The organism is Pseudomonas sp. ACN5 (assembly GCF_002303975.1).
In the GTDB taxonomy this organism is placed as follows: Bacteria; Pseudomonadota; Gammaproteobacteria; order Pseudomonadales; family Pseudomonadaceae; genus Aquipseudomonas; species Aquipseudomonas laurylsulfatiphila.
Genome location: NZ_MRCP01000001.1, coordinates 210,062 through 235,325 on the forward strand (window position 1 = coordinate 210,062; position 25,264 = coordinate 235,325).

Consider the following 25,264-nt stretch of genomic DNA (forward strand, 5'->3'; position numbering starts at 1 on the left):
GCCATCCCAGGGATCAATCGATCCCGACAAACCCACCCGTCTGGTGTTGCCACAGCCGCGCATACAAGCCGCCATGGGCGAGCAACTCGGCGTGGGTTCCGGTTTCGGCGATCTTGCCGTTTTCCAGCACCACCAGCCGGTCCATCCGGGCGATGGTCGAGAGCCGGTGAGCGATGGCGATCACGGTCTTGCCCTGCATCAGGGTTTCGAGACTTTCCTGGATCGCCGATTCGACTTCCGAATCCAGCGCCGAGGTGGCCTCGTCCATGATCAGGATCGGCGCGTCCTTGAGCAGCACACGGGCAATGGCGATGCGCTGACGCTGGCCGCCGGAAAGTTTCACCCCGCGCTCACCGACATGGGCATCGAAACCGGTGCGACCTTCGGCGTCCGACAGTGAAGGAATGAAACCGTCAGCCCGGGCCTTGTGCACCGCTTCCCAGAGTTGGGCGTCGGTGGCGTCGGGTTTACCGTACAGCAGGTTGTCACGGATCGAGCGGTGCAGCAGCGAGGTGTCCTGGGTGATCATGCCGATGCGTTCGCGCAGGCTTTCCTGGCTGACGTCGGCGATGTTCTGGCCGTCGATCAGGATGCGTCCGCCTTCGACGTCGTACAGGCGCAGCAGCAGGTTGACCAAGGTCGATTTGCCCGCGCCGGACGGGCCGATCAGGCCGATTTTCTCGCCTGCCTTGATGGTCAGGTTGAGGCCGCCGATGATCCCGCTCTGCTTGCCGTAGTGGAAGTCCACCTGCTCGAAGCGCACTTCGCCACGGGCCACTGCCAGGGGTTTGGCCTGGTCGCGGTCAGTGACGCTGACCGGTTGCGAAATGGTCTGCAGGCCATCCTGCACCATGCCGATGTTTTCGAAGATGCCGGTCACCACCCACATGATCCAGCCGGACATGTTGACGATGCGGATCACCAGGCCGGTGGCCAGGGCGATGGCCCCGACGCTGATCAGCGACTGCGTCCACAGCCACAGGGCCAGGCCGGTGGTGCAGACGATCAGCAAGCCGTTCATGCTGGTGATGACCACGTCCATGCTGGTGACCACGCGGCCGGCCAGTTGGGCTTTTTCGGTCTGTTCCTTGATCGCTTCGCGGGCGTATTGCTGCTCGAAGTGGGTGTGGGCGAACAGCTTCAGGGTGGTGATGTTGGTGTAGCCGTCGACAATGCGCCCCATGAGTTTGGAGCGCGCATCGGACGCCACCACCGAGCGATCCTTGACCCGTGGCACGAAGTACCAGAGAGCGCCGATGAAGGCGAAGATCCACGTCAGCAGCGGGATCATCAGGCGCCAGTCGGCTTCGGCGAACAGCACCAGCGAACTGATGGCGTAGATCAGCACATGCCACAACGCATCCACCGCTTGCACGGCGGAATCGCGCAGTGAGTTGCCGGTTTGCATGATGCGCTGGGCGATGCGCCCGGCGAAGTCGTTCTGGAAGAAATTCAGGCTCTGCTTGAGCACATAACTGTGGTTCTGCCAGCGGATCATGCTGGTCATGCTGGGGCTCAGGGTCTGGTGCACCAACAGGTCATGCAGGCCCACGAATATGGGGCGCAACACCAGCGCCACCACCACCATCCAGGTCAGTTCGAGGGCGTGCTCGCGAAACAGATTGGCGTTCGGCGTGCCTTGAGCCAGGTCGATGATGCGACTCAGGTAGCTGAACAGCGCCACCTCGATCAATGCACCAATCAGGCCGACGATCAACAGGGCGGCGAAGCTCGGCCAGACCTGCTTGAGGTAGTAGGTATAAAAAGGGAATACACGATCCGGCGGGGACGCCGTCGGTGCTTCACGGAAAACATCGATCAGTTTTTCAAAACGGCGATAAAGCATGGGTCGTTCGCCCGCGAGCGGGCTCTCCTTTTAACGGTTTGAGCGTTGCCGGCAAACACCGGCAACGGCTCGGACATCCTTGTCCAGCTTAGTCTCAGTCGATGCGCTTGGCCGACTTGATGAACACCGGGTCGGCCGGCACGTCCTTCATGCCGCTACGAACGGTGGTTGGCGAATTGACGATGATGTCGACCACGTCCATGCCTTTGACCACTTTGCCGAACACGGCGTAGCCGTCACCCTGGTCAAGGAAGTCGTTGTCCTTGACGTTGATGAAGAACTGGCTGGTGGCCGAATCAGGCACGGAAGTGCGGGCCATGGACAAGGTGCCGCGAACGTTGACCAAACCGTTGTTGTGTTCGTTCTTGATCGGCGCCTTGGTTTCTTTTTGCTGCATCTGTTGAGTGAACCCGCCGCCCTGAACCATGAAGCCGGGAATCACGCGGTGGAAAATCGTGTTGTTGTAAAAGCCGCTGTCGACGTACTCAAGGAAGTTCTTGGTACTGATCGGCGCCTTGACCGGGTCCAGTTCGATTTCGATCTGGCCGTTGGTGGTTTCCAGCAAAACGTGCGGCGCCTTGGCGGGCGTTGCGGCCATCAGGTTGGCGGCAAACAGGACGGTGCCAGCGGCGAGGGCGATTTTTTTCAGCATGGGTCAGTGATCCTGAGTGGTAGTGTCGACTGCAGTCAGAAAATCCAGCAGCGTTTGGTTGAAGTGTTCCGGCTGGTCCAGCGGCGTGGCGTGGCGTGAATCGGCGATCACCACCAGCCGCGCATCGGGCAGCAGTTTTACGTAGTTTTCCTTCAGCGCCACCGGTGTGTAGTCACGGTCGGCACTGACGATCAGGGTTGGACAGGTGACCTTGGAAAGTCGTTCCTGGACCCCCCAGCCAACAATGGCATTGAAGCTGGCGAGATAAGCATGTTTGTCGTTTTTTGCCCAGCGCTCGGCCATTTTTTGTCGCAAGTCGGCCTGTTCGGGCTTTGGGAACAACTTGCTGCCCAATGCCTTGCCGATGGTGCGCAGGCTGAGTGCGTGCATCAGGCTCCAGCGCTTGAACCACTGCCAGTAATCGTCGCGGCTGCGCAATTTGACCTCAGGCGCACTGTTGACGATGCACAGGCTTTTCAGCAGTTTCGGCTGGTCCACACCCAGCTGGAAGCCGATCATGCCGCCCATGGACAAGCCGACGTAGTGTGTCGGGCCGAGATTGAGGTGCTCGATCAGTGCGATCAGGTCGGCGCTGAAACCGGCAATGCTGTAGCGCTCCCGGGGTTTGTCCGAACGGCCGTGACCGCGTACATCCGGGACGATCACCCGGTAGCGGGTGGCCAGTGCCGGGATCTGCTTTTCCCAGTCCAGGGTGCTGGAACCGAGGCCGTGGACCAGCAGCAGCGGCGTGCCGTGGCCATACTCCTCATAGTGCAGGTTGCAACCTTCGTGTTCGAAATAGGCCATGCATACACTCCGTGTCAGGCTTGTTCGGGGGCGGCGAACGGGGCGTCCAGTGGTGCGGTGTCGAAGGTGCGCAGCAGTTCGATGAGAATCTGCGTGGCAGGTCCCAGTGGTTTGTCCTTGTTCGAATACAGGTAAAAACTCGGGTTGCGGCTGCCGCCCTGATCCAACGGTAGCAGCTTGAGCGTACCTTCCTTGAGTTCCCGTTCGATCATGTGCCGGGGCAACCAGGCAAATCCCAGGCCGCTGCTGACGAAGGTCGCGGCGGTGGCCAGGCTGCCGACGGTCCAGCGTTGCTCGGCCCCGAGCCAGCCGACGTCCCTTGGTTGCTGACGGCCCGAGTCGCGGATCACCACTTGCATCTGGCTTTCCAGGTCCTGGAAGCTCAGTTCGCGGTTGAGGCGGTGCAGGGGGTGCTCGGGGTGGGCGACCGCAACGAACTCGACGTCGCTCAATTCCGCGCCCAGGTAACCGGGAATACTGAAGCCCGTGATGGCCAGGTCGGCCACGCCTTCGAGCAGGACTTCCTCCACGCCCGACAGCACTTCCTCACGCAGGCGCACCCGGCAGCCACGGCTTTGCGGCATGAACGCGGTCAAGGCGCGGACGAGGCGGGCGCTTGGGTAAGCGGCATCGACCACCAGGCGCACTTCGGCTTCCCAGCCCTGTTCCATGTGGTGGGCCAGGTCTTCGAGTTGGCTGGCCTGTTTCACCAGTTGCCGGGAGCGGCGCAACAGCACGCCACCGGCTTCGGTCAGCACGGCCTTGCGTCCGTCGATGCGCAGCAACGGCACGCCGAGCTGATCCTGCATGCGTGCCACGGTGTAGCTGACCGATGATTGCGAGCGATGCAGCGCCTCGGCGGCCTGGGCGAAACCACCGTGATCGACCACGGCTTGCAGCGTTCGCCATTGATCAAGGGTCACGCGGGGCGCTTTCATGTTGAGCTCCTCTTGTCCTAAGCTGGCAGCCCTTACTGGAGGCTGCTGAATGAAAAAAATCTGTTGTGTGCTGCTGGCGCTGCTGCCGTTGACGGCGATGGCTTACCCGATCGATGTGAAGAAAGACCTCAACGGCATGAAGATCGATTACCAGACCTACGACACGGATAACGATATCGGCTCCATCCAGGTGGCCAACTACGGCGACGTCGATGCAAGCTGCAAGGCCGTCTTCATCAATGGCCCGGAAGCACCGCGTACCCGCAAGATCGACGTACCGGCCGGCAAACACAAAAATGCCACCGCCAAATTCAGCCGCAACATCATCAAGCTGCGCATCGAGCTGACCTGCACCCCGAAATGACAGCAATCTCCTGTGGGAGCGGGCTTGCTCGCGAAAGCGGTGTGTCATTCAACGTTGATGTCGACTGACACGGCCTATTCGCGAGCAAGCCCGCTCCCACAGGGTATGTTGAGCTTATAAACGAATTTATTGATGGGTTATAGCAGTTATTTGCGCTTTTTCATCGATATGACTCTGTTTAACCTTCACTCCATCGACCTACAGCATTCTCAGATGGAGGCTACATCCCATGTCCCGCGTTCTGATCATCGAAAGCAGTGCCCGTCAGCAAGACTCGGTTTCCCGTCAACTGACCCAAACGTTCATCAGTCAGTGGAAAGCCGCTCACCCGAATGACCAGATCACTGTCCGGGACCTGGCCGTCAATCCGGTGCCGCATCTGGATATCAACCTGCTGGGTGGCTGGATGAAACCCGCCGAGCAGCGCAGCGACATCGAGCAGGCGTCCCTGGAACGCTCCAACCAGCTGACCGACGAATTGCTCGCCGCCGATGTACTGGTCATGGCGGCGCCCATGTACAACTTTGCGATCCCCAGCACGCTGAAAGCCTGGCTTGACCACGTGCTGCGTGCCGGCGTGACCTTCAAGTACACCGAAACCGGTCCCCAGGGCCTGCTCAGCGGCAAGCGCGCCTATGTGTTGACGGCTCGTGGTGGCATCTATGCCGGCAGCACCGCCGATCACCAGGAACCGTACCTGCGTCAGGTCATGGGCTTCATCGGCATCCACGACGTGACGTTCATCCACGCCGAAGGCATGAACCTGGGCGGTGACTTCCAGGAGAAGGGCCTGAACCAGGCGAACGCCAGGCTTGCGCAAGTGGCCTGACCCATTAATCGCCAGATAATCGCTGGATGGTCTAGTGACCTGGCGCACCCCTTCAAGCCTGTACGCGCATCGAACCTCCCTTCGCACTTGTTGCTCCTGAGTGCTCTGGCCCGATTGAACGCTTTAGCGAGATCGGGCTTTTTTTTGCCCGGGATTTTTTGAGCGGACACACACCCCTAGTGGGAGCGGGCTTGCTCGCGAAAGCGGTGTGTCATCCCACATTTATGTCGACTGACACTCCCTCTTCGCGAGCAAGCCCGCTCCCACAGTTTTTGTGTTGGTTTAGCGTTCGCGATCAGTAGCAAAACCCGCTATCGTCGCCGCCATTCGAAACGAGGCGAGCATGGGCTATCTACTTTTTGTCACGCTAATCCAGGCGTTTTCCTTCAGTTTGATCGGCGAATACCTGGCCGGTCATGTCGACAGTTACTTTGCGGTGCTGGTGCGTGTGCTCCTGGCAGGGCTGGTGTTCATCCCGCTGACCCGCTGGCGCTCGGTGGAGCCGGCGTTCATGCGCGGCATGCTGCTGATCGGCGCCTTGCAGTTCGGCGTGACCTACGTCTGCCTGTACCTGAGCTTTCGCGTACTGACGGTGCCGGAGGTGTTGCTGTTCACCATCCTCACGCCGCTGCACGTGACCCTGATCGAAGATGCACTGAATCGTCGCTTCAATCCCTGGGCCCTGGTCGCGGCGCTGGTGGCGGTGGCGGGGGCGGCGGTGATTCGCTTTGACCGGATCAACCCGGACTTCTTCATGGGTTTCCTGCTGCTGCAACTGGCCAACTTCACCTATGCCGCCGGGCAGGTGCTGTACAAACACCTGGTTGCCCGCCACCCGAGCGATCTGCCGCATTACCGACGCTTTGGCTACTTCTACCTTGGCGCACTGGCGGTGGCGTTGCCAGCGTTCCTGCTGTTTGGCAAACAGGACTTCCTGCCCGAAGCGCCTTTGCAATGGGGCGTGTTGCTGTTCCTCGGTCTGGTCTCGACTGCGCTGGGTTTGTATTGGTGGAACAAGGGGGCGTGCATGGTCAATGGCGGGACCCTGGCGGTGATGAACAACCTGCATGTGCCTGTGGGGTTGCTGATCAATCTGCTGATCTGGAACCAGCATGAGGAACTGGGGCGATTGTTGCTCGGCGGTTCGGTGATTTTGCTGGCGGTGTGGATCAGTCGGTTGGGCATCATTAAGGGCGCACAACCTGCGTAGGGGCTATCGCAGGCTGCGATCTTTTGATCCTGAAATCAGAAAATCGCAGCCTGCGGCAGCGCCGATGAAGATTTGCGGTGTTACATGACGTGTTTTTCAGGCTCGGGAATGTGGCTCGCGCCCAACATCGCCGGCAGCAGCCCCGCACGTAGATCCGTTCCGCTCGGCTGCTGATACAGGTTCAACCCGAACTCCGGCAGCACCGCCAGCAGGTAGTCGAAAATATCCCCCTGGATCCGCTCGTAGTCGGCCCACGCCGTGGTGCGGGTAAAGCAGTAGATTTCCAGTGGAATGCCCTGGGCTGTGGTCTGCATCTGGCGGACCATGCAGGTCATGTTCGGCTGGATCCCCGGATGACTCTTCAGGTAGGCCAGCGCATAGGCGCGCAAAGTGCCGATGTTGGTCATCCGCCGACGGTTGGCCGACATGGCCGCGACGTTGCCCTGGGCCTCGTTCCAGGCCTTGAGTTCCGCCTGTTTGCGGGTCATGTAGTCGGTCAGCAAGTGCACCTGGGACAGCTTCTGTTCCTCGTCGTCGCGCAGGAAGCGCACGCCGCTGGCGTCGATGAACAGGCTGCGCTTGATCCGGCGGCCACCGGAAGCCTGCATGCCGCGCCAGTTCTTGAACGACTCGGACATCAGGCGCCAGGTCGGAATCGAGACGATGGTCTTGTCGAAGTTCTGCACCTTGACCGTGTGCAAGGTGATGTCCACCACATCGCCGTCGGCGCCCACCTGGGGCATTTCGATCCAGTCGCCGACCCGCAGCATGTCGTTGCTGGTCAATTGCACGCTGGCGACGAACGACAGCAGCGTGTCCTTGTAGACCAACAGAATCACCGCCGACATGGCACCCAGGCCCGAGAGCAGCAACAGCGGCGAGCGGTCGATCAAGGTCGCGACGATGATGATCGCGCCAAACACGTACAGCACCATTTTCGCCAGTTGCACATAGCCCTTGATCGAGCGGGTGCGGGCGTGTTCGGTGCGGGCGTAGATGTCCAGCAGGGCATTGAGCAGGGCGCTGACCGCCAGCAGCAGAAACAGGAAGGTGAAGGACAGGGCGACGTTGCCGAGGAAATTCAGACTGGTCTTGCTCAGGTCCGGCACCAGATTGAGGCCGAACTGGATGACCAGCGAAGGCGTGATCTGGGCCAGGCGATGAAACACCTTGTTCTGTAGAAAATCATTGACCCAATGCAGCGCCGGCTGGCGGCTGAGCATTTTTGCCGCGTGCAGTATGAGGTAGCGCGCCACCCGTCCGAGGAACAGCGCAATGGCCAGCAACAGCAGCAGCGCCAGGCTGGAATGTAAGAGCGGGTGCTGGTCGAGGGCACCCCAAAGGTCCAGGACATTGATCCAGAGCTGTTTGATATCCATGGTCAAAACGATTCTTCTGTAGGGCGCGAGAGGCGATTAGAGCATTTAAGACGCTTTGTATTGCGTTTTGAGAAAAACAAGGCAACAAAAAACCAACTGTTTACCGCCATTTGCATAAAGAAACTCGGCCTGAGCGCTCGAAACCGTTACCCTATGCAGCTGTTTTTTTGCATTTCTTCGAGGTAGCACCCGTGTTTTCCCAATTCGCCCTGCACGAACGCCTGCTCAAAGCCGTGGCCGAGCTGAAATTTGTCGAGCCAACGCCTGTGCAAGCCGCGGCCATTCCGCTGGCGCTCCAAGGGCGTGACCTGCGGGTGACGGCGCAAACCGGTAGCGGCAAAACCGCCGCATTCGTATTGCCCATCCTCAACCGTCTGATCGGACCGGCGAAAATCCGCGTCAGCATCAAGACCCTGATCCTGCTGCCGACCCGCGAACTGGCCCAGCAGACGCTGAAGGAAGTTGAACGCTTCTCGCAGTTCACCTTCATCAAGTCCGGCCTGATCACCGGCGGCGAAGACTTCAAGGTCCAGGCCGCGATGCTGCGCAAGGTGCCGGACATCCTGATCGGTACGCCGGGCCGGATGATCGAGCAACTGAACGCCGGCAACCTCGACCTCAAGGAAGTCGAAGTACTGGTGCTCGACGAAGCCGACCGCATGCTCGACATGGGCTTTGCCGAAGACGTGCAGCGTCTGGTGGATGAATGTACCAACCGCCAGCAGACCATGCTGTTCTCCGCCACCACCGGTGGCTCGGGCCTGCGCGAGATGATCGCCAAGGTCCTGAACAACCCTGAGCACCTGCAGCTCAACGCGGTCAGCCAGCTGAACGACACCACTCGCCAGCAGATCATTACCGCTGACCACAACCAGCACAAAGAACAGATCGTCAACTGGCTGCTGGCCAACGAGACGTACCAGAAGGCCATCGTCTTCACCAACACCCGGGCCATGGCCGACCGTATCTACGGCCGCCTGGTGGCGCAGGAATACAAAGCGTTCGTGCTGCACGGCGAGAAAGACCAGAAGGATCGCAAACTGGCGATCGACCGTCTGAAGCAGGGCGGCGTGAAAATCCTCGTGGCCACCGACGTCGCCGCTCGCGGCCTGGACGTTGACGGCCTGGACCTGGTGATCAACTTCGACATGCCGCGCAGTGGCGACGAGTACGTGCACCGTATCGGTCGTACCGGCCGTGCCGGTAACGATGGCCTGGCCATCTCGCTGATCTGCCACGGCGACTGGAACCTGATGTCGAGCATCGAGCGCTACCTCAAGCAGAGCTTCGAGCGCCGCACCATCAAGGAAGTCAAAGGCACCTACGGCGGACCGAAGAAGGTCAAGGCCTCGGGCAAGGCTGTCGGCGTGAAGAAGAAAAAGACTGACGCCAAGGGTGACAAGAAGAAAACTGCCGCCAAGACCCCGACCAAGCGCAAGAGCGCCAACCGACCAAAGAGCGACTCCCTGGTCAGCAAGGACGGCATGGCGCCGCTCAAGCGCCGCAAGCCGGAAGCGCCAGCGGCTGAGTAAGTCGCTGTACGCGACCCAGGAAAAACCCGGACAGTGTCCGGGTTTTTTTATTCCTGGCGTCTATCAGCCTTCGGTTTTCTTCTCGGCAGAGCCCAACTCCTTCAAGCGCTGGTCGATCAACTGGCACTTGTCCGGCAAGTCTTTCGAGGCAGTGCCCAGATCCATTTTTTGCAACTCGTCATTGATCTCTTTGGCCTTGGTCGGGTTCTGCTCGGTGAGCTTGGCCACTTCCCGGGCCAGTTGTTCGCGCTTGGCGGTGGCTTCCTCGGGCGTGCAGGCCCAGGCGGGCAGGGCACAAGCGAGGGCAGCGGCGAGAGTGAGCTTCTTCAGCAGTGGTTTCATGGGGGCGGGCCTCAGTTCCGGTCAAGGCGGGTTATCCGGTTGAGCGCTGGCCCTTGGGGAAAGTTCAGTCTGTGAAATTTTCGTGGGTTGTCAGGGCCCCTTCGCGGGCAAGCCCGCTCCCACAGGTTTTGTGAGCAACACGGAAAACTGTGGGAGCGGGCTTGCCCGCGAAGGCCGCACCTCGGTGTCCGGGGGGCTAACTACCATGGCAGCAACTCGACTTCGCCTGTTCCTCATATTTGTCATGGTGGCGCACCCACTCCATGATTTCCTCCTCGTTGCGACCCTTGGGCGTCAGGTCGAGGTAGTTGTAGGCGCCAACCAGCATGTCCAGGCCACGGGCATAGGTGGAGTAGGTGTGGAAGATTTCGCCGGCTTCATTGCGATAAAACACGCTGAGACCAGGGAGTTCTTCCTCGGCGCCGTCGGTTTTTTCGTAGTTGTACGTAGCCTTTCCTGCGGCGACCTCTTCGGCCCGGGCACAGACGCCAAAGTCGTAGTTGAAGTCGCATCCTGCCGACGACACCCAGTCGAACCTCCAGCCCATGCGCCGCTTGAAGGCCTGGAATTCGGCGAAGGGTGCGTGGGAAACCGCCACCACTGCAATGTCGTGGTGGGCCAGGTGCTGGTTGGCGCCGTCGATGTGATCGCTGAGGTACGAGCAACCGGGGCAGCCCTCGTCCCAGCCCTCGGCGAACATGAAGTGGTAGATAACCAACTGACTGCGGCCGCCGAACAGGTCCGCCAGTTTCAGTTCGCCATTGGGCCCCTGGAAATGGTAGTCCTTGTCGATTTTCACCCAGGGCAGGGCGCGGCGTTCGGCGCTGAGTTTGTCCCGTTCCCTGGTGAAGGCTTTCTCGTGGATCAGGTGTTGTTTGCGGGCGGCGAGCCATTCTTCCCGCGACACGACGGGGTGATTCTGGATGTTCATGTTGTTTTCTCCTGCGTGGGGCTGGGAGGTGACCTACACAGACTAGTCGTTTGGCTTGGGTGGAATTCGACATGCCGCCGGTCGGTCGTCAGCGAAGGGCCGTCTGAACGGCTGCCGGGCGCACCGGTCACAACCTGTAAGGCCCGTTCAATTGCACGGGCATCCATCGAACGGACACCGGAGGTTGAATCAGGATGACGACTTACAACTGGGACTTGATCGAGCGCTTGCTGCATGAAGCGCAAAACAGCGCAGGCCACAACTTCACGCCGCGGCCTTACGCCGAACAGCATGCGGCGCAGAAGGCCGCGGAAGGCGAGTCGATAGAAAATCTTGATCACTTGAAAACGGTGGCTGGCGAGTACGAAAAGCTGCTGCTGATGCGTGGCTATATCGCGCCGCGACCGGAAGACGAAGGGGGTACGGGTGCCAATTACATTTTGACGGCGCGGGGATCGCGTTTGTTGAGCCTGCTCGACAGCAGTATTCCCGGTAATGATCACCCGCGGCAGGTGCTCGATGAACAGGAGGATGCGCTGGATGAGATGACGTTTGATGAGGTGGCGTCGAAGGCGCAGATTGCCTGAGATGCGGTTGTGCCTTTGTGGGAGCGGCGGTGCGACGATTCGACTTGCTCGCGAAAGCGGTCTGTCAGTCACATCCATGTTGGATGTGCCGACGTCTTCGCGAGCAAGCCCGCTCCCACATTGGATCTACGCTGGGCTTAGCCTTGTTTCGCCGCTTTCAGGCACTTCAGGTCACTGAAGTCCTTTCTTACACCCTCGATTTTCTTCAGTAATCGTTCACGCTGGCTCGGTGTGCTTGCAGCCATGAGATCCACGAACAGCGAACGTGCCTGGGCCTCGGTGTTGGCAAAGGCCTTACGATAGGCGGGTGTCCACAAACTCTCGCGATTGATCAAAAGTGTCTCGATTCGTTGTGGGAATTGTGGACTCTGGCGTTGCGCAACGGCCGCGCTGAACTGTTTCTGCCAATGGACACGATTGGCCAGCCACTGCGTATTCTGATCACCCAAGGCCCTGGACCATGTGGTGACCCGCTGTTGCTGGGTGTTGTTCAGCGGGCCGAGCCAGTCGTTCAGGCGCTTCTCCATGCGCGCGCTGCGCTCCTTGATCTGCTGGTCGAGGGTGGGCTTGAGGTATTCCTCCTGGCGTTTGCGCCGGTCCTTGGCGAAGGCATCGTTCATTTCGGCGACTTGCTTGTCATCCAGCCCTTGCAGCAACTCGATGGCCGACGGGGTGATTTCCCGCGCGGTCTCGGCGATTGCCTGTTCGGCTTCGTGGGCGCGGGCCTGCAAGGCGGCATCGGTGACCTGGTTGGTCGCGATCATGGTTTGCAGGCGGTCCAGCCAGTCGAGATAGCCGGGCAGTTGGGTGGTGCAGTGCCAGCTCAGGTGTTCCTTCAAGCGTTCGTCCAGCCAGCTTTTCTGCTCGCCGTTCATGTCCAGGTAGTCGCTGAGCGTCCACGGGATGATCACATCGAGATTGCGGTAGGCCAGGCCCACGCGGCTGCAGGCGCCGAGGGCGAGGGCAACGGTCAACACAACGGCGATATGTATGAACCAGCGGGGCATGGGCGAATCCTTGCGAAAGCCAGTCTTCGGGGTCTGATTCTCTTGTGAACCCAGGAGAGGGCCGGCAGTTCAGCCGATCAATAGAACGCGTGTTCGGCCTTGAGCGTCACCAGCCCGTCGCATCGGCTGTTGTGCCCGGCATAGGCCGAGCAACCGCTGCCGCTCAGGCTGGAGTCACTGTAGATCAGGTCGAGGTCGATGCCCATGAACGGGCGGGACAATTTCAGCGACCAATCGGTAAAACTGCCTACATACCCGCCATCCACCGCCACTGGCGTATTGAATTGGTGGGTGGTGTATTTCAGGCTGATACCGACACCGAACGGTTGATTGCCGCTCAAGTCAGCGAACAGCGTGTTGTTCTGTTTGTCCGGGTCATTGCTGAAGGCTATACCGAAACGGCTGCCGAGCAAGGTCAGGCCGCCGAACAGTTCCTGGCTGTCAGGGGTGGTGACTTCGGGGTAGCTGTAGCGGATCAGGCCCACTTCGTAGCCGAGGGTTTGGTCGAAGGGTTGTTTAAAGCCCGCGTAGGAGTCGATCTCGAGGTCTTTCCCCGGGCTGATGCCCATGCTGGGTGACCATTGGCCCACGTAGAAACCGCTGTCGTGGCTCAGGTCCAGGCCTGCGTGGAACGAACCGACGGCCGAGGGTTTGACCAGACCTTGGGCCATGCTGCGGGTGGGGGTGGTGCCGAGCTTGAGGTCGAAGGCACCCAGTTCACGCTGAAAGATTTGTGCGTGTGCTGCGGAGCAAACCAACAGACCGCCGAGCAATGCCGATAAACAGAAAGGTTTGAACATGCGTCACTCCATGAGCAGCGAGTGCAGGCTGGCGAGCCCGCTGAAACGCTTGATCCAGACGCGTGCAAGGATACCGGCGAATGATCGGCAGCGAAGGCCGTTCGTCGATTTCCATGGATTTGATGGGGGTGCCGGAGGGAGTGAAGAGGGTTCCAGTCCAAGCGCTTCGAGGCTCAAAGCGCTTTGGGACCAGGTGACGCGAGGGGTTTACTTTTTGCCCAGGGTGATCTGCTTGGACGGGCCGAACGTCTGGCCGCTGACGCCTTTGGCAATTTGCTGGATTTCACCGCCGGACTTGAGGAACGCTGCGATCTGGCTGTTGATCGACTCGCTGGTTTCAACGGCTGGAGCTGGCTTTGCTTTGCTGGTGGATGCTTTTACGCGCATGGCGGCCATTAACCTGTAGAAAATTAACTTGGCCAGGCATCGTACAGGAATTACCTGATAATTGCTTGGCAAATATCCCCTCGCAATACTCGTGAGGTCGGGGTAATCAGTACTCGGACAATATTCGAAATATACGTCTAAGCCGCTGTTTTAATTAAGAACATGCCTTGAAAAATACTGCGCCACGCTTGTCTGGGCATGGCCTGAATGCCCGGATCGGTCTGACGAGCGGCCAGGCATGCGATGAAAGCCCATGAAAATCAAGGCCTTCAGAGGATTTTCTCGCACCACCGGGCCGGGGGCCGAACGCGGCGCTTAAAACCGGGTAGAATGCCGCCCACGCAATGAGGGTATTGGACATGGCTTTAGTCGGGCGTTACAACAGTTTGCAAGTGGTTAAACACACTAACTTCGGTTTATATCTGGACGGTGGCGCGGATGGCGAAATCCTTCTGCCAAATCGTTATATTCCAAAAGATATTCCTAGCGAAGATGAAGACTGGCTCAACGTTTTTATATATCTGGACAGCGATGACAAACTCATCGCCACTACTGAAAAGCCGAAAGTTCAAGTGGGTGAATTCGCCAGTTTGAAAGTTGTTGAAGTCAACAGCATCGGCGTATTCCTGGACTGGGGCTTGCCCAAGGACCTGTTGCTGCCGTTCTCCGAAGAGAAGCGTCAGATGACGGCGGGCGAGTATGTGGTGGTACACGTCTACCTCGACAAGCACACCCGCCGCATTACCGCGACCGCGCGCCTGGACCGCTATCTGGACAAGACCCCGGCCAACTACACGGCTGGCCAGGAAGTGGACTTGCTGGTGGCCGAAGCCACGGACATGGGCTTCAAGGCCATCATCAACAACAAGCATTGGGGCCTGATCCACAAGAACGAAATCTTCAAGTTCATGCGCGCCGGTAAAGAAGAAAAGGGTTTCATCAAGGAAGTTCGCGCCGATGGCAAGATCAGCCTGAGCCTGCAGCCGGTCGGCCAAGAAGCGGCCACTAGCCTGAACTCGAAGATCCTCGCCAAGTTGCGTGAAAACAACGGCACCCTGGCCGTGAGCGACAAGAGCGATCCGGCGTTGATCAGCAGTCTGTTCGGTGTCAGCAAGGGCAACTTCAAGAAGGCCATTGGCGCGTTGTACAAGAATGGCCAGATTGTCATTCATGCCGATCGTATCGAACTTAGCTGATCCCACTCTGCCCCTGTAGGAGCTGCCGAAGGCTGCGATCTTTTGATCCTTGAAATCAGGATCGCAGCCTTTGGCAGCTCCTACAGGGTTATTTTCCGGCCTTCTGGTTGATAATCGACAGCCGGGGTTTGCTTTTACTGCCGAGTCTTTGCCATGGATTGTGTCTTCGAGGTGTTCCGGTGAGCGTTACCCGGCGCAGTACCGACGGGTTTGCCCTGCAAGTGATGGTCGGATTGTGCCTGGTCTGGGGCGTTCAGCAGGTGATGATCAAGTGGGCGGCGGCCGATATCGCGCCGGTGATGCAGGCGGCCGGACGTTCCGGCATGTCGGCGTTGCTGGTCGGGCTGCTGATCTGCTGGAAGGGCGGCTGGAACCAGGTGAATACGACCTGGCGCGGCGGTCTGCTGGCCGGAGCCTTGTTCGGCCTGGAGTTCTTCTTCATTTCCGAAGGTCTGCAACTGACCACGGCGGCGCACATGTCGGTGTTCCTCTACACCGCGCCGATCTTCACGGCGTTGGGTGTGCACTGGTTATTGCCCAGTGAGCGTTTGCGACCCCTGCAATGGCTGGGGATCGTCCTGGCCTTTATCGGGATTGCCATCGCGTTTGCCGGCGGGGTGTCCTGGGACAACCTTGATTACCGCATGTTGATGGGCGATGCCCTGGGGGTACTGGCGGGGGCCGCCTGGGGCGCGACCACGGTGGTGGTGCGCGCCTCGCGCCTGTCGGAAGCGCCGGTGACCCTGACGCTGTTCTATCAGTTGATTGTCGGTTTTTTCGGTTTGCTGTTGATCGCTCTGCTCAGTGGCCAGATCACCCATGTCAGCCTGACCACCGTGGCGGTCACCAGTGTGCTGTTTCAGGGCGTGGTCGTGTCGTTCTTCAGTTACCTGGTGTGGTTCTGGTTGTTGCGCCGTTACCTGGCGGCGAACCTCGCGGTGTTTTCGTTCATGACGCCGTTGTTCGGCGTCACCTTTGGTGTCGTGCTGCTGGGGGAGGAACTGAGCCTGAACTTCGTGCTTGGCGCAGTGCTGGTGTTGGCGGGCATCACCTTTGTCAGCGCTGAGCAGTGGCTGCGCCGTCGTTTGCGCAAAGCGCTGGGGCAGCACTGACCGGCGCGAGCAACAGGCCGCCGGCGACCAGCAAGCCGCAGCCGGCGACCACCAGTGCCGGCTGCAAGCCGCCACTGAAATGACTGCTGAGCGCCGCCAGCAATGGCCCGCTAAGCTGGCCCACGGCAAAGCAGGCCGTCAGCAGGCCGGCATTGCGTTGGGTGGCATGGGGGGCCAGTTCCCGGGAACGCTGGATCACCAGTTGCATGCAGGCCAGGAACGGCGTGCCACACAGGATCACACCCAATGCCAGCCCCGGACCGTTGGCCAGCAGGCAGGCAAACACGCCCGCAGCTTGCAGCCATAACGTTGCCATCAACCAGCGCCGCGTTGCGCCCGCTTTTTGGCGACGCAGACTCACCAGTACCACACCCGTAGCCGCCGCAAGACCGAAGCACGGCCAGAACAGGTCGGCCTGCCATTGGCCATGGAATTGCGCATTGGCCATTTGCGACAGAAAGGTCGCCGGGATGATGTAGCCCAACCCGTACAAACCGTAGACCAAGCCCAGGCGAGCGATGCCTTGAGTGCCCGGTGCGCTGGCGCCGGGTTCAGCGGTTGCGATTGCGCTCGCTTGCGGCAGGAACGGCAGAATCCCCAGCAGCATCGCCAGCCCTGCAGCGGCGTACACCAGCCACAAGGTGGCGGATGTCTGGCCCAGCAGATTTGAGCCCAGGGCCAACAAACCTGTGAGAAAAATCCCCAGGCCCGGTCCGGCGAAGACCAGAGCGCCGAGCCGGGGACGACCGGCCGCTGCCGCGAGCGGCTGGCTCAGCGCGGTGATCATCACCAACACCCAGGCGCTGGCCACACCGGTGCCGAAGCGCAGCAGCAGGTGCGACCAGAACCCGTTGGCCCAGAACGACGCCAGGGTCAGCAACACGCAGAGCCACAACCCGCCCAGCAAGCGCCGGCGCACTTGCGCGGGACGCCGGGAAAACATGGCGTCCACCGCGCCGATGAAATAACCGAGGTAGTTGGCGGCGGCAATCAGCCCGGCGGCGGTCAGGTCGATCTGACCTTCGCTGAGCAGGTGTGGCAATTGCGGCGTCAGGGCAAAACGGCCGATGCCCATGGCCATCATCAGGGCAACGAAACTGGCGGATAAGCGAATCAGGGGAGACATGGTCTGGATACCGTTCAGAGGATCGATGACCGTCAGGCTAGGGCTGATTGACTTTCTTTAAAAATGAATAATAGTGAGTAACTTGTTCTTTTTTGGAGAATATCGTGGAGTTCAGCCAATTACGCATCTTCCAGGCGGTAGCGGAGGAAGGGTCCATCACCCGGGCCGCCGAACGGCTGCATCGAGTGCCGTCGAACCTGTCGACCCGGCTCAAACAGCTGGAAGAGCAACTGGGTGTAGAACTGTTCCTGCGCGAGCGTCAGCGTTTGCAGCTGTCGCCTGCGGGAAAAGTCCTGCTGGACTACACCGCCAGGTTGTTTGCCTTGCGCGACGAAGCCAGCGCGGCCGTGCAGGGCGGGCAACCGGCGGGCGACTTCGTGCTCGGCACCATGTACAGCACGGCGGCTATTCACCTTCCGGGGCTGTTGGCGCGCTATCACCGCCTGTATCCGGCGGTGAACCTGCAAGTGCAATCCGGCCCCAGCGGTGAATTGCTCGAAGGCCTGCTCACCGGTCGACTCGATGCGGCGCTGGTGGATGGCCCTATGGAGCTGGCCGGGCTCGACGGTGTGCCCTTGTGCGATGAGCGTCTGGTGCTGATCAGCGAGGCCGATCATCCGCCCGTGCGCAGCGCGCTGGATGTGGAAGGTCGCGCGGTGTTCACTTTTCGTCAGGGCTGCTCCTATCGCATGCGCCTGGAGGCCTGGTTCGCCCATGACCATGCGGCGATGGGCCGGGCGATGGAGATCGAGTCCTATCCGGGAATGCTTGCGTGTGTGATTGCCGGTTCCGGTGTGGCGCTGATGTCGGAGTCGATGCTCGCCAGCCTGCCGGGCCGCGAGAGTGTGGCCGTGCACCCGTTGGCCGAGCCGTTTGCCAGTGCGACCACCTGGCTGATGTGGCGCAAGGGCATGGTCGGGGCCAACCTGAATGCCTGGATCGAGCAGCAACAGGCGGTTTTTCCGCAGGCACCGGTGCAGGCGCGTGAAATTGCCTGAACGCCGGCTGATTGTGATGGATTCAGTAACAGATCATTGCGACTTTGCACGAGCATTGCGTAGGACTTCGGACTATTATCAGTGCGAAGGGGCTACAGAATTTTGGCCGCTCGGCACTACCCTGAAGGGGGCACCATGAAAGAGAAAATCCAAAACTGGCTGCATGACCTGGGCGTGGCGCTCGGCTTGATCGAACCGCCTCTGCAACCCGTGCCTGTTCGTACTGACGACGAGCAGCGTCGGCGCCAGCAGCGACGCCGGTAATGGCAGATAACACCTGACAGGTGAAAGGTTTTCCCGTGGCAAGGGAGCAAGCTCCCTTGCCACTTCGTGTACGTTTGATCACCAGCGTTAGTCCCGCCCAATCTCCAGCAAGAATCGGCTCAAATCATTCACCGTCCTGGCGGTCTTGAGCATCCGGTCTTCTTCCACGGTAAACGCCGTCACACCCAGTTCATCTTCCAGATGGAAGATCAGCTCTTCGATATCTTTTTTGTCCAATCCCAACTGCGCCAGGCTGGCGTTGTCGTCGAAGTCATCCCGGCCTTCCAGCAGGCGGCTGATGTAGCGATGTACGACAGCACGAAGGGCGGCTTCTTTCATGATCGTTCTTCGAGGAAGTGGGTGCAGTTCTCCCTGCCGGTGCATTCCCTGCCGTTGAGTACAGCAGGCTTTAGCCGTGGGAGCGTTGCCATTCGTCAATCATGCCGCGCAAATGCTCTCCGGAAAAACTGCCGAAATGCCCGCCATGCACCGTGCGGATCGGCAGCGCATGCAGGCGTTGCAGGCTGCGTGCGTAGTCCTCGAGGTTGGAATGGTAGGCGTCTTCGATCAACGGCCCGTCGTAGATGATGTCGCCGCTGAACAAGGTCTCGGTGGCGGCTTCGTACAGGCAGATGCCACCCGGCGAGTGTCCCGGCGTGTGCACGACCTGCAACACGCGGTTGCCCAGGTCCAGCACATCTCCATCTTCGACAAAACCCGTGGCCGGCGCGGCCTTGACCCGGTATTCGGCGTAGCACAGCGGGCAATCGGGGTGCGCCTCGAACATGTCGTCGCCGACAAAGGCTTTGCTCAAGTCGTTGTCGCCATCCGGCGCGGCCAGAATGTCCGCCTCGGCCGGATGCACCAGACGCTCGGCGAATTCGTGATGACCGGCGATGTGATCGAAATGGCAGTGGCTGGCCACGGCCACCAGCGGCCGCTCGGTGATCCACGGCAGTTGCTCGCGCAGGCTGACCAGGCCCGAGCCGCTGTCCAGCAGCAGGTCCCTGTCACGGCCCTGGATGTGCCAGAGGTTGCAGCGGTAGAAAGGCCGGATGTACGGCTCGTGAATCAAGCGGATGCCGTCGCTGAGATGTTTGACTTCGAACCACTGATCGCGGCTGACGATCTTCATAAGCACTTTCCTTCAGACGAAAAAAAACGAGTGTGGCAACCGACGCCACACTCGTCGAAGAAAGCATCAAGTCGTTATGTTCAGCTTAGGCAGCGCTGGCCACTGCTGCCGTGCGGCGGGACATCAAGCTCACCACCACGAAGCTCACCAGGCCTACACCGAGGCTGTAGTAGATCGGGGTGTTGGCGTCCAGACCGTCCTTGAACATGAACAGCAGCGCGGTGGCGAAGCCCATGCCCATGCTGGCGATGGCGCCGGCGGTGGTGGCGCGTTTCCAGAAGATCGCGCCCATCAGCGGGATCAGCATGCCGCCTACCAACAGGTTGTAGGCCAGGGTCAGGGCGCTGATCACGTCGTTCACCACCAGGGCGATACCCAGCACCACGATACCGGTCAGCATGGTGACCAGGCGGTTGAGGCCCAGGCTCGACTGTTTGCCGCCACGCAGTTTCGGCAGCAGGTCTTCGGTCAGGGTGGTGGCAGCGGCCAGCAGGCCGGCGCTGGCGGTGGACATCATGGCGGCCAGTGCGGCAGCGATCACCAGGCCACGGATGCCGTCCGGCAGGGACAGTTTGACGATGGCGGCGAAGGCGTTGTTGACGTTGTCCAGATCCGGGATCAGTACGTGTGCAGCCATGCCGATCAGGGCGCAGGCCAGACCGTAGAGGATGCAGTAGATACCGGCGGCGGTACCGGCAACCTGAGCCACTTTGGCGGTCTTGACGGTGAATACCCGTTGCCAGATGTCCTGACCGATCAGGATGCCGAAGAAGTAGATCATGAAGTAGGTGATGATGGTGTCCCAGCCGATGGTGGTGAAGCTGAAGCTCGCCGCCGGCAGTTTCATGACCAACTCATCCCAGCCGCCGACGCGGTACATGCAGATTGGCAGCAGGATGAACATCAGGCCCACGGTCTTGATCACGAACTGGACGATATCGGTCAGGGTCAGGGACCACATGCCGCCAATGGCCGAGTAGATCACCACGACGCCACCGCCCAGCAATACCGAGATCCAGAACGGCAGGCCGAACAACACTTGCAGAACGGTGCCGATCGCCAGGATCGAGGTGACGCCGATCATCAGCGCGTAGGCCAGCATGATCACCGCGCTCGCGGAGCGGGCCATCGGGTTGTAGCGTTTTTCCAGCACCTGGGTAACGGTGTAGATCTTCAGTTTCAGCAGCGGTTTGGCGAGGAACAGGTTCAGCGCCACGATCCCGCAACCCAGCGCGGCGCACAGCCAGAAGCCGGAGATGCCATGCACGTAGCCCAGACGCACGGTGCCCACGGTGGACGCGCCGCCCAGAACGGTGGCAGCCATGGTGCCCATGTACAGGCTTGGGCCGAGGTTACGACCGGCGACCAAAAAGTCTTCGTTGGTCTTGGCCTTGCGCATGCCGTAATAGCCAAGCAGCAACATCGCGGCGGCGTAGATGAGTACAACGAATAAATCCAAAGCCATTATGGCGTGTCTCCGATTGTCTTTTTTATGTGGAACAAAGGCGTTTCTGTGGGGCAGCTTTTTGTGGGAGCGGGCTTGCTCGCGAAAGCGGTCTGTCAGTCACATCAGTGTTGAATGTGCCGCCGTCTTCGCGAGCAAGCCCGCTCCCACAGGTTTGTGTTACATCAGGCGACTTGACGCATCGCCGGTTTGGCGAGCGAATCCGTGCTCTTGCTGCGAGGGTCGTTCGGGCCGAACACTTCGCGCGATTCCGGGAACAGGCTCAGCAGCGCCAGGTACACCAGCGAGGCCAGGCCCAAGGTCACGGGCAGGCTGATGTCGATACCACCGGCCATTTCGCCCAGCGGCCCGACAAACTGACCCGGCAGGTTCACGAAGCACAGGCCGACGGCCGCGCTCGGGATCCAGGCACCCAGGCCACGCCAGTTCCAGCCGTGGGTGAACCAGTAACGGCCACCTTTCTCGCCGCGGGTGAACACTTGCAGGTCATCCGGGCAGTAGAAGCCGCGACGCACCAGCAGGCCGATGATCATGATCACCATCCAGGGGGTGGTGCAGGTGATGATCAGCACGGCGAAAGTCGACACGCTCTGCACCAGGTTGGCCGCGAAGCGCCCGATGAAGATGAAGGCAATCGACATCACACCGATCAGCAGCGTGGCCTTGACCCGCGACAGTACCCGTGGGAATACGCTGGACATGTCCAGGCCGGTGCCGTACAGCGAAGTGGTGCCGGTGGACATGCCGCCGATCACCGCGATCAGGCACACCGGCAGGAAGAACCAGCTCGGCGATACCGCCAGCAGGCCGCCGACATAGTTGTTGGCCGCGATGTAGTCCGGTGCCTTGATCGCTACGATGGTGGCGGTGGTCAGGCCGAACAGGAACGGGATGAACGTTGCGATCTGCGAAATCACCACCGCCGCCATGATGCGGCGCTTGGAGGTGTCACGCGGAATGTAGCGCGACCAGTCGCCGAGGAACGCACCGAAGGAAATCGGGTTGCTCATGGCCACCAGTGCTGCACCGATGAAGGCGGCCCAGAAACCTGGCTGACCCATGTTCACCGTGCCGGCGTAGTTCACGTCGAAGGGACCGGCGAAGGCGAAGGCACCCAGCAGAAACAACAGGCTGGCGCTCCATACGGCGATCTTGTTGACCCACAGCAGGAAACGGAAACCATAGATGCAGACCGTCAGCACCAGGATCGCGAACAGACCGTAGGCCAGGCCCAGGGTCAGGTCGGTTTCCGGCAGGCCGATCAGGCGTTTGGCCCCACCGATCAGCGCATCACCCGAACTCCACACCGAGAGCGAGAAGAAGGCGATGGCGGTCAACAGCGACAGGAACGAACCGACGATCCGCCCGTGCACGCCGAAGTGTGCACCGGAAGACACGGCGTTGTTGGTGCCGTTGATCGGGCCGAACAGGCCCATTGGCGCGAGGATCAGCGAACCCAGCAACACGCCCAGCACAATCGCCCAGACGCCCGCCTGGAAAGACAGGCCGAACAGGACCGGGAAACTGCCGAGGACGGCGGTTGCAAAGGTGTTGGAACCCCCGAAGATCATCCGGAACAAGTCCGTCGGGCCTGCGGTGCGTTCGTTGTCCGGGATTTGTTCGACCCCGTGGGTTTCAATTTGCGTAAGGCTTTGGTCTTTGTTGTTGTTATTCATGATCAGCTCCGATCATAAAGGCGCGCTCATCGTGCGTGAGCGTCACCTGTGTTGGCTAAGGGGGTGGCAGCCCTTCCGGCATCGCGGACAAATGTTCGTGACAGGCCAGCCATAGGCCTTGTTGTTCTTGGCCAGACGCTTGTTTCTTGAAAACAATCGTCTCGCGCTCCTGGCTAAAGTGCTGCTCCCCTAGCATGCGCAGCTCGGTGGCGACGTCATGGATGAAAATCGCCACGTCACCCTGCAGGCTGACGAAAGCGTTGCTCGAGGTGCACGAGAGCACCTCGAAGCCATCCTCGGCGCGCCAGCTGTCCCACATCGCCTGGTAGGCGTCGCGCGACAGCAGGGGCTTTTCGAGGGTGTAGAAGACGAAGCTGGCTTCAAAGCTGAAAGCGCCGAAGTAGGCTTCGCGATCGTTACGGGCAAAAGCGGACACCAGATCAGCGGCGGCTTTCAGAACCTGATCGCGTTCGTTCATGAACCATCCTCAGCGGTGGACTACGCCAGGCAGTACGCAGAGCATTTCGTACAGCAGGTTGGCGGCCAGCAGCGAGGTATTACCAGTGGTGTCATAAGCGGGCGAGACTTCTACCAGATCGCAACCGACCAGGTCGAGGCCTTGGCAGCCACGAACGATCTCGATCGCCTGAATGGTGGTCAGACCGCCGATTTCCGGGGTGCCGGTGCCTGGTGCCCAGGCCGGGTCGATACCGTCGATGTCGAAGCTCAGGTAGACAGGACCGCCACCGACTTTCTCGCGGACTTCAGCCATCAACGGCTCCAGCGATTTGTGCCAGCACTCTTCGGCCTGAACCACACGGAAGCCCTGATTGCGGCTCCAGTTGAAGTCGTCAGCGGTGTAGCCCTGGGCGCGCAGGCCGATCTGCACCACGCGGTCCGGGTCAATCAGGCCTTCTTCAACGGCGCGACGGAACGTGGTGCCGTGGGCGATTTTCTCGCCGAACATGTGATCGTTCACATCAGCGTGAGCGTCGATGTGCACCAGGCCGACCTTGCCGTGCTTCTTGTGGATGGCACGCAGGATCGGCAGGGTGATGGTGTGGTCGCCGCCCAGGGTCAGGGGGATCACGTCGTGTTCGAGGATGTTGTCGTAGGACTCCTCGATGATCCGCACGGCATCCAGCAGGTTGAAGGTGTTGATCGCGATGTCGCCGATGTCGGCAACCGACAGCGAGTCGAACGGCGCAGCGCCAGTGGCCATGTTGTACGGGCGAATCATCACCGATTCAGCACGGATTTCGCGAGGCCCGAAACGGGTGCCAGGGCGCAGGGAAGTACCGATGTCCAGCGGCACGCCTACGAAGGCAGCGTCCAGGCCGGCAGCGGTATTCAAGTGGGGGAGTCGCATCATGGTGGCGATGCCGCCGAAGCGCGGCATTTCGTTGCCGCCCAGTGGTTGGTGAAGAATCTTGTCCACGGGTAGGGCCTCATCGTCGTTGTTTTATTTATGTGGTTGCGCCGTTCACGGAAGTACGAGCGCACCTTGTGGCACCGATTCTGCGAAATGTAGTGGCCGGGAAGAATCGCTACGGGCAAATACTTAGTTCAGATTTTTCTAAACTAATTGATGTGGCAGCGATAGACTTCACGCCATACGCAGAACCCCTGATGCCTGGCAATCCAGGGGTGAGCACTGCAACCATTGTGGGAGCGGGCTTGCTCGCGAAGGCGTCGTATCAGTCGCCATCAATGTAAATAGATACACCGCTTTCGCGAGCAAGCCCGCTCCCACAGGGTTTGTGTTCCCTTCCACCGGAGCCCGACATGGCCAACGCTTTACCTGACCTGAAACTATTGCGCATCTTCGTCAGCGTGGTGCGTCACCAGGGCTTTGCCAACGCCCAGCAGGAGCTCAACCTCTCGACGTCAGCCATCAGCACCTACATGAGCCAGCTCGAAGCGGCCCTGGGCCTGGTGCTTTGCCATCGCGGTCGTGGCGGGTTCAGCCTGACCAGCAAGGGTGAGTTGTTCCATCAGGAAACCCTGCGTCTGTTGGGGGAACTCGAAGGCTTCGAGCAGTACGCCGCCGCCCTCAAGGGCGAGTTGCGCGGCACCTTGAACCTCGGGGTGATCGACTCCACCGTCAGCGACAAGGCCCTGCCGTTCGCCGAAGCCATCGGCGCCTACAGCCAGGAACACCCGGCGGTGCACTTGCACCTGTCGGTCATGAGCCCTTACGAACTGCAGCTCGGCGTGCAAGACAACCGTCTCGACCTGGCCATCGGTGCGTTTTCCACGCGCATGAGCGGTCTGGTGTATATGCCGCTGTACCGTGAACAACACTGGTTGTATTGCAGCACGCGTCATCCGCTGTTCAACGAGCGGCGCATTCCCGAGCAGGTCATCACCCAGCAGCGCATGGTCGGCCGCGGCTACTGGAGCCAGGCCGAGCTGGCGCGTCACGGTTTCAAGCACAGCGCCGCGACCGTGGAAAGTATGGAAGCTCAGTTGATTCTGGTGCTGTCGGGCGCCTACATCGGCTATCTGCCGGAGCACTATGCCCAGGCCTGGGCCGACAAGGGCGACTTGCGGGTGTTGCTGCCGGCGACCTTTGGTTATCAGGCGCCGTTCTCGATGATCGTGCGCCGGGGCCGTAGCCGCGAGCCGCTGATCCAGACGTTCCGTGATTTGCTTAAAGCCCAACTGAATCAGGCCTGAAA

Annotated in this window: 27 protein-coding genes; 10 read left to right on the top strand and 17 right to left on the bottom strand. The window is 60.2% G+C overall.

From position 1 onward, the window contains the following. Window positions 1–13 precede the first annotated feature (13 nt). The 4 genes from BSF40_RS01045 to BSF40_RS01060 all read right to left on the bottom strand — a co-directional run bounded on the left by BSF40_RS01045 (window position 14) and on the right by BSF40_RS01060 (window position 4,243). A complete protein-coding gene (locus tag BSF40_RS01045; protein WP_095963782.1) occupies window positions 14–1,846 on the bottom strand; it encodes an ABC transporter ATP-binding protein in 1,833 nt (610 codons plus the stop codon). 94 nt (window positions 1,847–1,940) lie between these two features. Further along, window positions 1,941–2,498 (bottom strand): peptidylprolyl isomerase, encoded by a 558-nt coding sequence (locus BSF40_RS01050; protein ID WP_095963783.1) that lies wholly within the window; start codon window positions 2,496–2,498, stop codon window positions 1,941–1,943. A 3-nt stretch (window positions 2,499–2,501) separates the two neighbouring features. Beyond that, entirely contained in the window at window positions 2,502–3,305 is an 804-nt protein-coding gene (locus BSF40_RS01055) for an alpha/beta fold hydrolase (RefSeq protein WP_095963784.1), read from the bottom strand. 14 nt (window positions 3,306–3,319) lie between these two features. Next, window positions 3,320–4,243: a LysR family transcriptional regulator gene (locus BSF40_RS01060; protein WP_008018223.1), complete on the bottom strand. Its 924-nt coding sequence runs from the start codon at window positions 4,241–4,243 to the stop codon at window positions 3,320–3,322. Between the two features lie 49 nt (window positions 4,244–4,292). On the opposite strand from BSF40_RS01060, the gene BSF40_RS01065 reads away from it, so the two are divergent. The 3 genes from BSF40_RS01065 to BSF40_RS01075 all read left to right on the top strand — a co-directional run bounded on the left by BSF40_RS01065 (window position 4,293) and on the right by BSF40_RS01075 (window position 6,646). Beyond that, window positions 4,293–4,607, top strand: coding sequence for a 3-phosphoglycerate kinase (locus tag BSF40_RS01065; RefSeq protein ID WP_095963785.1), 315 nt, complete (start codon window positions 4,293–4,295; stop codon window positions 4,605–4,607). Between the two features lie 229 nt (window positions 4,608–4,836). After that, window positions 4,837–5,436: an FMN-dependent NADH-azoreductase gene (locus BSF40_RS01070; RefSeq protein ID WP_015096339.1), complete on the top strand. Its 600-nt coding sequence runs from the start codon at window positions 4,837–4,839 to the stop codon at window positions 5,434–5,436. A 343-nt stretch (window positions 5,437–5,779) separates the two neighbouring features. After that, window positions 5,780–6,646, top strand: a complete 867-nt coding sequence (locus BSF40_RS01075; RefSeq protein WP_095963786.1) for a carboxylate/amino acid/amine transporter — start codon at window positions 5,780–5,782, stop codon at window positions 6,644–6,646. 80 nt (window positions 6,647–6,726) lie between these two features. On the opposite strand, the gene BSF40_RS01080 is transcribed toward BSF40_RS01075, so the two are convergent. Next, window positions 6,727–8,025, bottom strand: a complete 1,299-nt coding sequence (locus BSF40_RS01080; protein WP_095963787.1) for a mechanosensitive ion channel family protein — start codon at window positions 8,023–8,025, stop codon at window positions 6,727–6,729. Window positions 8,026–8,216: 191 nt separating this feature from the next. On the opposite strand from BSF40_RS01080, the gene BSF40_RS01085 reads away from it, so the two are divergent. Then, window positions 8,217–9,557, top strand: a complete 1,341-nt coding sequence (locus BSF40_RS01085) for a DEAD/DEAH box helicase (protein ID WP_007972492.1) — start codon at window positions 8,217–8,219, stop codon at window positions 9,555–9,557. A gap of 63 nt (window positions 9,558–9,620) precedes the next feature. On the opposite strand, the gene BSF40_RS01090 is transcribed toward BSF40_RS01085, so the two are convergent. Together BSF40_RS01090 and BSF40_RS01095 are read right to left on the bottom strand one after the other, a co-directional pair. After that, window positions 9,621–9,899: a hypothetical protein gene (locus tag BSF40_RS01090; protein WP_095963788.1), complete on the bottom strand. Its 279-nt coding sequence runs from the start codon at window positions 9,897–9,899 to the stop codon at window positions 9,621–9,623. A 196-nt stretch (window positions 9,900–10,095) separates the two neighbouring features. After that, the gene (locus BSF40_RS01095) at window positions 10,096–10,830 is read right to left on the bottom strand and encodes a thioredoxin family protein (RefSeq protein ID WP_095963789.1); all 735 of its coding nucleotides are present in this window, start codon (window positions 10,828–10,830) and stop codon (window positions 10,096–10,098) included. Between the two features lie 194 nt (window positions 10,831–11,024). On the opposite strand from BSF40_RS01095, the gene BSF40_RS01100 reads away from it, so the two are divergent. Next, entirely contained in the window at window positions 11,025–11,417 is a 393-nt protein-coding gene (locus tag BSF40_RS01100; RefSeq protein WP_095963790.1) for a transcriptional regulator, read from the top strand. Between the two features lie 137 nt (window positions 11,418–11,554). On the opposite strand, the gene BSF40_RS01105 is transcribed toward BSF40_RS01100, so the two are convergent. The 3 genes from BSF40_RS01105 to BSF40_RS01115 form a co-directional block, all read right to left on the bottom strand. After that, window positions 11,555–12,424, bottom strand: a complete 870-nt coding sequence (locus BSF40_RS01105) for a DUF6279 family lipoprotein (protein ID WP_095963791.1) — start codon at window positions 12,422–12,424, stop codon at window positions 11,555–11,557. Window positions 12,425–12,501: 77 nt separating this feature from the next. After that, the gene (locus BSF40_RS01110; RefSeq protein WP_095963792.1) at window positions 12,502–13,224 is read right to left on the bottom strand and encodes a TorF family putative porin; all 723 of its coding nucleotides are present in this window, start codon (window positions 13,222–13,224) and stop codon (window positions 12,502–12,504) included. Window positions 13,225–13,431: 207 nt separating this feature from the next. Next, complete coding sequence (locus BSF40_RS01115; protein WP_015096330.1) at window positions 13,432–13,620, bottom strand: hypothetical protein; 189 nt, start codon at window positions 13,618–13,620, stop codon at window positions 13,432–13,434. A gap of 350 nt (window positions 13,621–13,970) precedes the next feature. Between BSF40_RS01115 and BSF40_RS01120 the strand changes: the two genes are divergently transcribed. Both BSF40_RS01120 and BSF40_RS01125 read left to right on the top strand, forming a co-directional pair. Then, window positions 13,971–14,807, top strand: coding sequence for a S1 RNA-binding domain-containing protein (locus BSF40_RS01120; RefSeq protein ID WP_095963793.1), 837 nt, complete (start codon window positions 13,971–13,973; stop codon window positions 14,805–14,807). A gap of 179 nt (window positions 14,808–14,986) precedes the next feature. Beyond that, the gene (locus tag BSF40_RS01125) at window positions 14,987–15,919 is read left to right on the top strand and encodes a DMT family transporter (protein ID WP_095963794.1); all 933 of its coding nucleotides are present in this window, start codon (window positions 14,987–14,989) and stop codon (window positions 15,917–15,919) included. Here the strand turns inward: BSF40_RS01125 and BSF40_RS01130 are convergent. After that, the gene (locus tag BSF40_RS01130; RefSeq protein WP_095963795.1) at window positions 15,864–17,045 is read right to left on the bottom strand and encodes an MFS transporter; all 1,182 of its coding nucleotides are present in this window, start codon (window positions 17,043–17,045) and stop codon (window positions 15,864–15,866) included. The genes BSF40_RS01125 and BSF40_RS01130 overlap by 56 nt on opposite strands. A 104-nt stretch (window positions 17,046–17,149) precedes the next feature. Between BSF40_RS01130 and BSF40_RS01135 the strand changes: the two genes are divergently transcribed. Further along, window positions 17,150–18,043, top strand: a complete 894-nt coding sequence (locus tag BSF40_RS01135) for a LysR family transcriptional regulator (RefSeq protein WP_095963796.1) — start codon at window positions 17,150–17,152, stop codon at window positions 18,041–18,043. 135 nt (window positions 18,044–18,178) lie between these two features. After that, complete coding sequence (locus tag BSF40_RS32900) at window positions 18,179–18,307, top strand: PA1414 family protein (protein WP_007972508.1); 129 nt, start codon at window positions 18,179–18,181, stop codon at window positions 18,305–18,307. An 87-nt stretch (window positions 18,308–18,394) separates the two neighbouring features. Here the strand turns inward: BSF40_RS32900 and BSF40_RS01140 are convergent, their stop codons facing one another. The 6 genes from BSF40_RS01140 to speB all read right to left on the bottom strand — a co-directional run bounded on the left by BSF40_RS01140 (window position 18,395) and on the right by speB (window position 24,021). After that, the gene (locus BSF40_RS01140) at window positions 18,395–18,646 is read right to left on the bottom strand and encodes a phosphopantetheine-binding protein (protein WP_095963797.1); all 252 of its coding nucleotides are present in this window, start codon (window positions 18,644–18,646) and stop codon (window positions 18,395–18,397) included. Window positions 18,647–18,716: 70 nt separating this feature from the next. Next, entirely contained in the window at window positions 18,717–19,442 is a 726-nt protein-coding gene (locus tag BSF40_RS01145) for an MBL fold metallo-hydrolase (RefSeq protein ID WP_095963798.1), read from the bottom strand. 85 nt (window positions 19,443–19,527) lie between these two features. After that, window positions 19,528–20,907, bottom strand: a complete 1,380-nt coding sequence (locus tag BSF40_RS01150) for a sodium:solute symporter (protein WP_095963799.1) — start codon at window positions 20,905–20,907, stop codon at window positions 19,528–19,530. Window positions 20,908–21,071: 164 nt separating this feature from the next. Next, window positions 21,072–22,583 carry a cytosine permease gene (locus BSF40_RS01155; protein ID WP_095963800.1) on the bottom strand — a complete coding sequence of 504 codons (1,512 nt, stop codon included), beginning with the start codon at window positions 22,581–22,583 and terminating at the stop codon, window positions 21,072–21,074. Between the two features lie 55 nt (window positions 22,584–22,638). Next, entirely contained in the window at window positions 22,639–23,061 is a 423-nt protein-coding gene (locus BSF40_RS01160; protein ID WP_095963801.1) for a nuclear transport factor 2 family protein, read from the bottom strand. 9 nt (window positions 23,062–23,070) lie between these two features. Continuing rightward, window positions 23,071–24,021 (bottom strand): agmatinase, encoded by a 951-nt coding sequence (speB, locus tag BSF40_RS01165; RefSeq protein WP_007972517.1) that lies wholly within the window; start codon window positions 24,019–24,021, stop codon window positions 23,071–23,073. Window positions 24,022–24,368: 347 nt separating this feature from the next. On the opposite strand from speB, the gene BSF40_RS01170 reads away from it, so the two are divergent. Then, a complete protein-coding gene (locus BSF40_RS01170) occupies window positions 24,369–25,262 on the top strand; it encodes a LysR family transcriptional regulator (protein WP_007972518.1) in 894 nt (297 codons plus the stop codon). The last annotated feature ends 2 nt before the right edge of the window (window positions 25,263–25,264 follow it).

Bases quoted from the DNA above. Each gene is read 5' to 3' on its own strand.
- BSF40_RS01170 (WP_007972518.1), top strand. From the start codon at position 24,369: ATGGCCAACGCTTTACCTGACCTGAAACTATTGCGCATCTTCGTCAGC.
- BSF40_RS01060 (WP_008018223.1), bottom strand. From the start codon at position 4,243: ATGAAAGCGCCCCGCGTGACCCTTGATCAATGGCGAACGCTGCAAGCC.
- BSF40_RS01105 (WP_095963791.1), bottom strand. From the start codon at position 12,424: ATGCCCCGCTGGTTCATACATATCGCCGTTGTGTTGACCGTTGCCCTC.
- BSF40_RS01150 (WP_095963799.1), bottom strand. From the start codon at position 20,907: ATGGCTTTGGATTTATTCGTTGTACTCATCTACGCCGCCGCGATGTTG.
- BSF40_RS01075 (WP_095963786.1), top strand. From the start codon at position 5,780: ATGGGCTATCTACTTTTTGTCACGCTAATCCAGGCGTTTTCCTTCAGT.
- BSF40_RS01120 (WP_095963793.1), top strand. From the start codon at position 13,971: ATGGCTTTAGTCGGGCGTTACAACAGTTTGCAAGTGGTTAAACACACT.
- BSF40_RS01065 (WP_095963785.1), top strand. From the start codon at position 4,293: ATGAAAAAAATCTGTTGTGTGCTGCTGGCGCTGCTGCCGTTGACGGCG.
- BSF40_RS01160 (WP_095963801.1), bottom strand. From the start codon at position 23,061: ATGAACGAACGCGATCAGGTTCTGAAAGCCGCCGCTGATCTGGTGTCC.
- BSF40_RS01090 (WP_095963788.1), bottom strand. From the start codon at position 9,899: ATGAAACCACTGCTGAAGAAGCTCACTCTCGCCGCTGCCCTCGCTTGT.
- BSF40_RS01095 (WP_095963789.1), bottom strand. From the start codon at position 10,830: ATGAACATCCAGAATCACCCCGTCGTGTCGCGGGAAGAATGGCTCGCC.
- BSF40_RS01070 (WP_015096339.1), top strand. From the start codon at position 4,837: ATGTCCCGCGTTCTGATCATCGAAAGCAGTGCCCGTCAGCAAGACTCG.
- BSF40_RS01145 (WP_095963798.1), bottom strand. From the start codon at position 19,442: ATGAAGATCGTCAGCCGCGATCAGTGGTTCGAAGTCAAACATCTCAGC.
- BSF40_RS01115 (WP_015096330.1), bottom strand. From the start codon at position 13,620: ATGGCCGCCATGCGCGTAAAAGCATCCACCAGCAAAGCAAAGCCAGCT.
- BSF40_RS32900 (WP_007972508.1), top strand. From the start codon at position 18,179: ATGAAAGAGAAAATCCAAAACTGGCTGCATGACCTGGGCGTGGCGCTC.
- BSF40_RS01130 (WP_095963795.1), bottom strand. From the start codon at position 17,045: ATGTCTCCCCTGATTCGCTTATCCGCCAGTTTCGTTGCCCTGATGATG.
- BSF40_RS01045 (WP_095963782.1), bottom strand. From the start codon at position 1,846: ATGCTTTATCGCCGTTTTGAAAAACTGATCGATGTTTTCCGTGAAGCA.
- BSF40_RS01050 (WP_095963783.1), bottom strand. From the start codon at position 2,498: ATGCTGAAAAAAATCGCCCTCGCCGCTGGCACCGTCCTGTTTGCCGCC.
- BSF40_RS01110 (WP_095963792.1), bottom strand. From the start codon at position 13,224: ATGTTCAAACCTTTCTGTTTATCGGCATTGCTCGGCGGTCTGTTGGTT.
- BSF40_RS01080 (WP_095963787.1), bottom strand. From the start codon at position 8,025: ATGGATATCAAACAGCTCTGGATCAATGTCCTGGACCTTTGGGGTGCC.
- BSF40_RS01100 (WP_095963790.1), top strand. From the start codon at position 11,025: ATGACGACTTACAACTGGGACTTGATCGAGCGCTTGCTGCATGAAGCG.
- BSF40_RS01055 (WP_095963784.1), bottom strand. From the start codon at position 3,305: ATGGCCTATTTCGAACACGAAGGTTGCAACCTGCACTATGAGGAGTAT.
- BSF40_RS01155 (WP_095963800.1), bottom strand. From the start codon at position 22,583: ATGAATAACAACAACAAAGACCAAAGCCTTACGCAAATTGAAACCCAC.
- BSF40_RS01140 (WP_095963797.1), bottom strand. From the start codon at position 18,646: ATGAAAGAAGCCGCCCTTCGTGCTGTCGTACATCGCTACATCAGCCGC.